Source organism: Massilia genomosp. 1, assembly GCF_011682185.1.
GTDB lineage: Bacteria > Pseudomonadota > Gammaproteobacteria > Burkholderiales > Burkholderiaceae_D > Telluria_A > Telluria_A rubra.
The window spans coordinates 1-5,891 of record NZ_WHJF01000186.1 but is presented as its reverse complement, the minus strand read 5'-3'; the positions used below and the strand labels follow the sequence as shown (position 1 = coordinate 5,891).

The 5,891-nt window shown below is 62.0% G+C and carries 3 protein-coding genes; 1 reads left to right on the top strand and 2 read right to left on the bottom strand.

Annotation, left to right across the window (positions count from 1 at the left end; all coding sequences use genetic code 11):
* Positions 1-890: 890 nt before the first annotated feature.
* Positions 891-2,009: a site-specific tyrosine recombinase XerC gene (xerC, locus tag F1735_RS32215; protein ID WP_167240923.1), complete on the bottom strand. Its 1,119-nt coding sequence runs from the start codon at positions 2,007-2,009 to the stop codon at positions 891-893.
* 271 nt (positions 2,010-2,280) lie between these two features.
* Positions 2,281-5,355, bottom strand: a complete 3,075-nt coding sequence (locus tag F1735_RS32210; protein WP_167240922.1) for a toprim domain-containing protein — start codon at positions 5,353-5,355, stop codon at positions 2,281-2,283.
* Between the two features lie 105 nt (positions 5,356-5,460).
* On the opposite strand from F1735_RS32210, the gene F1735_RS32205 reads away from it, so the two are divergent.
* On the top strand, positions 5,461-5,868 hold the full coding sequence (locus tag F1735_RS32205) for a helix-turn-helix domain-containing protein (protein WP_222853146.1): 408 nt from the start codon (positions 5,461-5,463) through the stop codon (positions 5,866-5,868).
* The last annotated feature ends 23 nt before the right edge of the window (positions 5,869-5,891 follow it).

Here is a 5,891-nt window from a genome sequence, read left to right as displayed (position 1 = left end):
ATACCGCCCACCCGACGCGCACTTTCCTAAATTTCGCCACTTTCCCTAGTCGAATCAACAGCTTGAAGCAGCTAAATTCAGATGCCGCCCCGGTATTGTTGCAAATTTCCCTAGACACGCATTCTGGCTTGCGCACGCGCGCGAGGCAAGACCTTTCGGTCAATCAGGCGGCGTGTGCGCAGTCAAGGGCGCGCAGCGGCGCAGCGGACCCTTGACGGCCGAGGACGACCCACGCTCAGGCATGCGGTGGAAGGCGAGTTTTTGCCTTCCACCGCTTGCAAGCTGGGGGCTGGGGTTGGGTGGGGTCGATCCGTCTGCCGGCGCAGCGCGGCCGCAAGCGACGCAGGAGCGCGCCTCATTGACCTGGCTGGAATCCTGCGCCTCTGGCGCGCATCATGGCTTGGCAGACGTGCAGGGGCGCGAGACATAAAGCTCGTTCCGCGTACCCGAAGGGCGCGAAGCGGTCGGCCCACCAAGCGCAGCGACTGGCCCGACTTTGCGGAATGCGGCTTTATGTTGCAATGCCGAAGGCATTCACCCCTGAAGGGCTGTGCCGTGGGGTGGCTGGGTTGTGTGGGGCCTTACTGCTGCCGACGTAGTCGGTCTGGCCTGGGTTTCAAAGGGCATCCCTTTGGCACATATGAGGACAGAACCCGTAGGGTTTTGTATTCATATTTATCGTGCCTATGCCAGGGCGCTTCCCGCACGCGGACGGCTGCATTGTGGTTGCACGCGGTTGCTTATGGTTGCAGCGCGGTTGCATGGGGTTGCAAATCGGTTGCATGGGGTGTTGTTACCAAATATATAGGGATCGCCGGTTTGCGTTACCTAATATATTAAGATTCCTATGTTCTCGGGGTCGGGTCGCCGCAGTCATGATATCCCTGTGGTTAATCCGGCTGACCCATCGCCTCGGCATCCAGGGCGTCCAGGAGCGCGACGCGCACGCCGGCACCAATAGCCCTTGCCATACCGCCGTGCGCAGCGCCACGGGCCTGTAATCGCGCCGGATGGGTCGCCTCATGAACTTCCTTGAGCTTCATGATCGCTACGCGGGTATAAACTTCGGTGGTGGTCAGCTCGGCGTGCCCCAGCAGCGCCTGGATGAACCTGATGTCCGCACCGTTCTCTAGCATGTGTGTAGCGCAGGCATGGCGGAACAGGTGGCAGGAACTATTCAACGGGCCGGACGCCTGCACCCGCTCAAGGTTGGCGCGGTCAATGATCTTTTTGGCAATGCCCGACATCTGCTTGGCGCTCACGCGCTCATGATGTTTTGACAGGAACAGCGTGGCGTCGCTGTCGTCGTCAAGGTAGCGCGGCCGCACTTCCTGCACATACCGGGCAATCCAGGCCAAGGCCCGCTCGCCGATCGGCACCATGCGGTCCTTCTTGCCTTTGCCCAGCCGCACCAGCACCGTGCCGCGCTCGGCGTCGATGTCATTGAGGTCAAGGCCGACCAGCTCGGCGCGGCGCATGCCGGTGCTGTACAGCGCTTCCAGCATGGCCCGGTCCCGGATGCCGAAGCCCGACGGGTCGTCAATGTCGGCCGCGTTCAGTACCTGGGCAATTTCGGCGACGGTCAGCACGTGGCGCGGCAAGCGATTCTCCTGCTTTGGCAGCTCCATTTCGCTGGCCGGGTTGAACAGCAGGTGATGGCTTTTTGCCATCCATTTGAAGAACATACGCACCGTGATCAGGCGCTTGCTCTGGGTCTGGCGCGACAGCGGCGCATCGTCGACCTTGCGCCGGTAGGCAAAGATGTATTGCCGATAGCGCTCCAGCATCGCCCGTGTCACCTCGTGCGGCGTGGTGACGCTGCGCTCTTCGCACCAGTCGATGAAGTAGCCCATTTCGATGCGACGGTTCTTGAGCGTCGTCGCCGAGTAGTGCATAGCCTGCGTCCAGTCGATGAACTCGATCAGGTAGGAGCGGAAGCCCCCACGGGTTTCCGGGTCGCCGGCATAGTGCAGCGGACCGGGCAGCTTGCCAGGGCGTGTCGGCCTCATACTGCACCCGCCGACGCTGCTACGACTACGACCGGTACGCGGCCGACCGCCATAGGAGGTGCATTTTCAGAGGTAAATACCGTGTATTTCGTCGCAACCCGCGCCAGCACTGGCTTTGCGTGAAATTTCCCGCCCCGACCGGGGGCCGACCACCCACCGACCAGGGGCCGACCGGGGGCCGACCGCGAGCGACCACGCCCCGACCGCCGCCCGTCGTAGGCGTCCAATGCGCCAGCATCGAGCAAGCCCGCATACAAACCGCTGGCGGCGCTCATGCCTCACCCGCCAGCGTCGGTACGATCAGGATCGGTACGACCGGCGCGTGGCCGTTCGCCATAGGAGGTGCATTTTCAGACGCGAATGGCGCGTTTTCCGCCGAAACCCGCGCCAGCACTGGCGTTGCGGCCGATTTGACGGCCCGACCGGGGGCCGACCACCCACCGACCACGGGCCGACCGGGGGCCGACTGCGCGTGACCGTGCCCCGACCGCCGCCCGTCGTAGTCATCCAAAGCCCCGGCATCGAGCAGGCCGGTCAGGTGCGGCGCGTTGTTGCCGTCGCCGTCATAGAGCATTTCATACACATAGCCCTGCCCACGCTCGGCGCGGTGCACCAGCAGGTATTCCAGCTCGGCCAGCCGCCCAAGGTGGATTTTAAGCTGGGTATCTCCCCAGCCGGTCGCCTCGCGCACGTCCTTGCGGCTAAAGTGATACTCGGTGCGGCGGATTCCCAGCGCTGCGGCCGACGTTTCCACCAGCGTATCGACCAGGCTCAAGAGCCGACGCGTCTGCGGCGGCAGCTCGTCAAGGCTGCGGCCCAGCACCTCATGCGTCAACCGGTTGGCCTGCTCAATGTCGGACGCCGTGACCTCGATGTATTCCAGCGCCGCGCCATTGCTGCCCGTCGTGTTCTTGGTGGCGCGCTGGTGTTGGTGCAGCAAGGCGATGGTGTCGATCAGCGTCAGATATTTTTCGTGATCGCGCCGGGTTCGCGTTTTATCCGATAGGAACGTGAGCTGGTCGGCGTAGGGATTGACCACGGCCAGCGGGCGTAGCAGGCGCTGTGCATTGCGGTGCAGGGCCAGAATCGCATCCTTGGCCTGTTTCGCCATCAGGCCCGACAGCATGCGCCGGTTACGTTGCAGGCTGTGGATTGCCTCGGTTTGCTCGCGCCCTTCATCGACGGTGAGCACGATGCAGCGATTCATCAGCTCTTCGTCAATCTCGATAGCCGTGGTGGTCAGGAAGATCATGACCGGGCCGGTGACGCGGTATTCCTGGGTGATGAGGTTGCCCGTGTTGGCGTCCTTGCCGGTCGATGCAATCATCAACTCGCCCTCGCTTTGCAGCAGCTTCAGGGCGTAGCTGGCCCGGCTCGCGCCTTCCTCTTCAACGATGGCAAGTATCTTGTGCTGCAAGTTCGTCTCGCCCATGTAGAACAGGCTCTGGCCGGTCATGGCGCTGTACTTGATGCGTTCTTCCTCCGGTATCATTGCCAGCACCGCATCCATCAGCGAGCTTTTGCCGGCCGCGCTTGACGACTGCACGACGATGGCGAGCGGCCTATCGAGCTTGCGGCTAACTGCCGCCAGGTAGCCAACAAGCTTGTTGGTGCGTTCGCCGACCAGCCCGCAAGCGTCGAAGTCGGCCACGATCCGGTCCAGCAGGTCGGGCGCACGCAGCAGAGCCAGCGCGGCATCGCGCTCGGCGTCGGTCATGGTCGGGATGGCCGGCGCTGTTTTCGTTGCGGACTTGATTCGCTCGTCCTGCAACGCTTCCAGTTTGAGCAGGATGCGCCCCAGGTCGTGCTTGATGAGGTCGTCGCGCACGGCCAGCTCCTTGGCCGCGTACAGCAGGTACTGGCTGCGCCCGCGCGCGCTGTACAGGTCCAGCGTATCGACGAAGTAGGCATCCTTACAGGATACGAGCAGGTTGATTTTGAGCGTTTCAGGCGACAGGTTTTTCGGCAGGCCGCGCACGCGGTAGCGCCGGTCGCCGAAGGTGAACACCACTTCATCATCCTTGATTTCGGCCTCGATGGACGCCGCCGCTGGCGCGGCCGTGGGCGAAGCGGCTAAGTTGGTGGAGTCCGACGGCGGGACAACAGCAGCGGTGGTCACGTCGGATGCCGGTGCCGGCTCAGGTGCGGCCGTCCCGACTGGCACAGGCGCGGCGCTAGCGTCGGCGGCGCACTCCATCGTCTCAACATGCTGGCCGGGTGCCGCCTGCGGCGGGATGCCCTTGCCGCACCACGCCGCCTTGCGGATCAGGATGCCCAAGCTTTTCGATGCCGGCGTCACCTTCAAGGCGTATTCGTTGGCGTCCATCCCCTTCGGAAACTGGATGCGATAGCACTCGATTCCGATTGCATTCAATTGCTCGGCCAGCGCGTCGGCCGCATTATCGCCCGCGTCGTCGCGGTCATATGCAATCAGGACGCGCTTGGTGCCGTGCCGCTGAAACGCGGCGATATGATCGGGCGTAAAACCGGACGTGCCATAGCTGGCCGTGACGTTGTGATAGCCCGCCTGCCAGAACGTGAGCGCGTCGATCAGCGCCTCGCACAGGATGATTTCCTCGTGCTGCTGCAACGCCACCTCGTTCCATACGCCCTGGTGCGGCCCCGGCAGATACAGGTGCGTCGGCGTGCCCGTGCGCAGATCGTCGCGCAGCTTGCGCGCGTAGGCTTCGGTGACATTGCCGCCAATGTCGATGATCGGCACGACGATGGAGCCGTTGAAGTGTTCGTGACCGGTTTCGCGCAGGATGCCGATGCCTTGCAAACGGCCCTTGAGTTCTGCGCCGGCCTTGACGTTCTTGGCAGGGAGCCGGTAACCCAGCGTGCGGTTGGCGTAACCCAGCCTGAAACGCTCGATCATTTCCGGATCGGTCAGCCCACGCTTGGCAAGGTAGGCCAGCGCTTCCGGCGATTCAAGCAAGGTCTGGTGGTAGAAGTCGATGACCTGGTTGAGCAATTCACCATCGGCTGCGGACGGCGCTGCTGGCGGCGGCAACTTGCGCGTGCGCGATACCTTGACCGGCTCGCCAACCCCCGCAGCTAAAGCAGAATCGGTGCGCAGCAGCTCGACCGCGTGCCGGAACGATACGCCGTTAGCTTTCATGACCCAATCAATCGGCCCGCCGCCAGCCTGGCATGCGCCAAGGCAGTGCCACAGGTTCTTGTCGGGGGTGATGACCAGCGAGGGCGTCTTGTCGGCGTGGAATGGGCAGCGGCCCACCAGATTGTCGCCGTGCCCCTTCAGCTCGATGCCGCGTGCTTCGGCCAATTGCAGCACCGACACGTCTTTTTTTAGTCGCTCGATCTCATCTTCCGGGATACGTGCCATAAATCCGCCTTTTCTCAAAAACCTGTCAAGTAGCCTTGTGGTGTATTTTTATTGTCCCTGTTATGCTACTATCAGTCAAGCTCAAAAAAAGGAGGGCATACACTTATGGCTACCGCAAATCTCTTTGTCCTCCCTATGAGTTTTCCCGAACGCTTGGCCTCGCTTCGCAAGGCACTTGGCTTTACACAGCAACAAATGGCCGACAAGATCGGCATGCATGTTTCGCAGCTAAAACGCTATGAATCGGGCGCGTCGCAGCCAACAATTGAGGTGTTCAGACGAATCGCTCTGGCTCTGAATGTCAGCGCGGATATGCTGCTTTTTGAACCTGACGAACGCGGCCCGGATGAACGATTGAAATTGCAATTTGAAGCCGTTTCCAAGCTCGATGAGAAAGAACGTGAGGCAGTAGAGACTATGATCGCTGGCGTTTTGCACATGCACGACGCCAAGCGCTGGACACAAACTCCTACCCCTGCCGCTAAAGCCAAGGCCAACGAAACCAAACGCTGACCTTAGCGACAGACTCGGCAATG

Excerpts from the sequence above, each read along its gene's own strand:
- F1735_RS32210 (WP_167240922.1), bottom strand. The coding sequence starts at position 5,355 with ATGGCACGTATCCCGGAAGATGAGATCGAGCGACTAAAAAAAGACGTG.
- xerC (WP_167240923.1), bottom strand. The coding sequence starts at position 2,009 with ATGAGGCCGACACGCCCTGGCAAGCTGCCCGGTCCGCTGCACTATGCC.
- F1735_RS32205 (WP_222853146.1), top strand. The coding sequence starts at position 5,461 with ATGGCTACCGCAAATCTCTTTGTCCTCCCTATGAGTTTTCCCGAACGC.